Annotated in this window: 3 protein-coding genes and 1 tRNA gene; 2 read left to right on the top strand and 2 right to left on the bottom strand. The window is 63.9% G+C overall.

Annotated elements, in window-relative coordinates; all coding sequences use genetic code 11:
- Nucleotides 1-130: 130 nt before the first annotated feature.
- On the top strand, nt 131-535 hold the full coding sequence (locus tag IVA82_RS33120) for a GFA family protein (RefSeq protein ID WP_247382625.1): 405 nt from the start codon (nt 131-133) through the stop codon (nt 533-535).
- A 114-nt stretch (nt 536-649) separates the two neighbouring features.
- On the opposite strand, the gene IVA82_RS33115 is transcribed toward IVA82_RS33120, so the two are convergent.
- Both IVA82_RS33115 and IVA82_RS33110 read right to left on the bottom strand, forming a co-directional pair.
- Nucleotides 650-726, bottom strand: a tRNA-Val gene (locus tag IVA82_RS33115).
- A 312-nt stretch (nt 727-1,038) separates the two neighbouring features.
- A complete protein-coding gene (locus tag IVA82_RS33110) occupies nt 1,039-1,401 on the bottom strand; it encodes a hypothetical protein (protein WP_247493702.1) in 363 nt (120 codons plus the stop codon).
- Nucleotides 1,402-1,626: 225 nt separating this feature from the next.
- On the opposite strand from IVA82_RS33110, the gene IVA82_RS33105 reads away from it, so the two are divergent.
- Entirely contained in the window at nt 1,627-2,487 is an 861-nt protein-coding gene (locus IVA82_RS33105) for a methyltransferase domain-containing protein (RefSeq protein WP_247382623.1), read from the top strand.
- Nucleotides 2,488-2,897: the final 410 nt, after the last annotated feature.

Here is a 2,897-nt window from a genome sequence, read left to right as displayed (position 1 = left end):
CGCAAAACAAGCCGTTCGCGCTCAATCCGGTGAACCGCCGTATACGGACCCGTATGTACGGTGGTGTGGGAGGGGAGAGTCGCGAGACTCCCCCTATCCCGATTGGGAGCCGTTCTCTGGAGGACAGGTGATGCAGATCGACGGGCAATGCCATTGCGGCCAGATCACCTATGAGGCCGAGATCGATCCGGAGGCCGTCTCGGTCTGCCATTGCCGGGACTGCCAGACCCTGAGCGGCTCGGCGTTCCGTGTCACGGCGATCTGTTCCGGTGCCGCAATCCGGCTTACGGGCGGCAAGCCAAGGATCTACGGCAAGCGCGGCGACAACGGCCGCATGCGCCTCCAGCACTTCTGCGCCGACTGCGGTTCCCCACTGTTCACCAGCGGCGAGGGCGACCAGGCCGACGATTGGGGCATCCGCTGGGGCAGCATCCGTCAGCGCGACGCGTTGCGGCCGAGCCGCCAGATCTGGTGCCAATCCACCGCGGTATGGATCGATGCAGTGCCACTGCTGCCGGGCCGGCCGCAGGATTGAGCCGGTCTTGTAGAGACACTGCTCATGTTGAGGAGCCCGCCTTCGCCTAGACGGCTTCGGCGTGGCAGCCTTCGTCCGCTTCGCGTGGCTTGCCGAGCCGCAGCTCGCGAAGGCTGGTGGGCGGTCACGGATTCGAACCGCGGACCCTCTCGGTGTAAACGAGATGCTCTAACCAGCTGAGCTAACCGCCCCACAGCGTCTCTTTAGCCCCGCCGCGGGTGCTGGAGCAAGGGGCCGTACGCGTCGTAGTTCGGCCCCAGGCAATAGGGCGCGGGGCAGGTTTCCGACGGGATCTTGGCGACGTACCCTTGGCCAAATGCGGCGAGCATTTGACCGCTTTGTTCGCCTCGCACGAGAAACCCCGCAGCAGATCCCGCTGCAGGGCATTTCTTGCAGTGTAAATCCGTCATCGGATCAGGATCAATCTCAACGCCCTTCGCGACGAGGAGGCGACGATCGTGCCCCCGCCGCCGCAGCATTTCGACGAGACTTCCCGCCTGGTCTCAGGCGGTCTTGGTGAACATCGTCAGGACGCCGTCGGCGATGTTGATCGCGATGACTTGCGACGAATTCAAACCCTTGGCCTTGAGGACGGAGGCTGCCTGCGGCGTGGCGTCGATAGACTTCCGAAGCGACTGTATGTCTTCGTCGCTTGTATGCGCCACGATTTCATCAACTTTCGCGCGCACTGCCGGCTGCAATTCCTTGACATCGACGACCTCTATGCTCCGTATCACTGTCTTGGACTGATCGGACTGAGACTCGGCGCCGGATTGCGAAGGTGCTCGCTGTGCCTGCACCAGAGCCGGCGTTCCGAGGGAGAGAGCTGCAACGATGACGGATGCCGTGAAGCTGCGCATGGTCATGCCTTTCCTTTCCGGTTTGAGGAATGGGAAAACTATCGACCAAATCTGGTTGGGGTCTGATTCTGATGTGGCCGTTCGATGAAACCAATGCGGCTGCAATGCGCACGCGCCGCGGCGGCTCTGGTGATGTTCCCTCATCTGCCAGTCTTGCTCTGAAGTCGACGCGATGAACCGGGCGGGATGCAGTCGCATGACATGTCGTCTGGACAATATTGGAGAGGAATAATGGGCAGCGCTACCGGCCACGAACCCAATGCCGACCAGATCGCGTACTGGAACGGGCCAGGCGGGCAGCGCTGGGCCGACCGCCACGCGGTGCAGGAGACGCTGCTCGGACCGATCGCGGATGTCTTGATCAGCCGCGCCAGGCCGCAGCCGGGCGAGCGTGTGATCGATGTCGGCTGCGGCTCGGGTGCTACGACCGTCGCGTTCGCGAAGGCGGTGGCGCCGAACGGCTTTGCGCTTGGCCTCGACGTCTCCGACCCGATGCTGTCGCAGGCGCGCGCGCTGGCGCCGAAAAGTCTGCCGCTCGATTTCGTGCTGGCGGATGCGACGGTCCATCCGTTCGAGCCGGCCAGCTTCGACCTGCTGGCCTCGCGCTTCGGCGTGATGTTTTTCGCCGATCCGATTGCGTCCTTCACCAATCTGCGTCGCGCGCTGAAACCGTCGGGACGGCTGGCGTTTGCCTGCTGGCGCGAGCCAAAGGAAAACCCGTGGATGATGACGCCGCTGATGGCAGTCTACAAGCACGTGCCGAAGATGCCGCCGGTCGGGCCGGAGGAGCCGGGCCCGTTCGCCTTCGCCGCGGAAGAGCGCGTGATGCGCATCCTGAACGGTGCTGGCTTCGTCGACGTGGCGATGGAGCCGCACAATCTCGCCATGGATATTGCGATCGGCGGCGGACTGGAGGCTGCGGTCGAGGGCTCACTTCAGATCGGCCCCGCCAGCCGCGCCCTCCAGGGCCATCCGCCGGAGACTTATGACGCCGCAAAAGCCTCGATCCGCGAGGCGCTCGCTCCGTTCCTGAAGGGGCAGAGCGTTGCGTTGCAAGGCGCGATCTGGATCGTGACGGCGAAGGCGTCGTAGCGCGGCTGCTTCCTCGGCCGTCATTGCGAGGAGCCCGCGACAAAATTGCGTAGCAATTTTGCGTTGGTGCGACGAAGCAATCCAGTCTGTCACCTCGGAGGGATTCTGGATTGCTTGTGCGCCAGGCAAGCTGGCGCGGTCCAACCGGTGGAAGTCCGGTCCGGGTAAGCCGTAGCGGGCGCCCGGTAGTGAGTGTTGCGGTGTCGTCGGCGACGGCGGCAGCGAAGCGTACACAACGATGCTGTGGGGTGGCTATTGAGCCGCGAAAGACAGAAACTCGCAGAGGCCGAGGCGGTAAGCAACGTCGAAGGCAACATGTGCGGTCCCGTTATGCGAGGGGCTGACGCTCTGCCGTGGTCGAAGACCCCATCACGCAGTAAGGGACCGCGCCGGAACCTGGGAGGTCCCGC

Source organism: Bradyrhizobium sp. 142, assembly GCF_023074015.1.
In the GTDB taxonomy this organism is placed as follows: Bacteria; Pseudomonadota; Alphaproteobacteria; order Rhizobiales; family Xanthobacteraceae; genus Bradyrhizobium.
This window is presented reverse-complemented; position numbering and strand designations above follow the sequence as displayed.

Coding starts and splice junctions, on each gene's coding strand:
- IVA82_RS33120 (WP_247382625.1), top strand. CDS start 131: ATGCAGATCGACGGGCAATGCCATTGCGGCCAGATCACCTATGAGGCC.
- IVA82_RS33105 (WP_247382623.1), top strand. CDS start 1,627: ATGGGCAGCGCTACCGGCCACGAACCCAATGCCGACCAGATCGCGTAC.
- IVA82_RS33110 (WP_247493702.1), bottom strand. CDS start 1,401: ATGACCATGCGCAGCTTCACGGCATCCGTCATCGTTGCAGCTCTCTCC.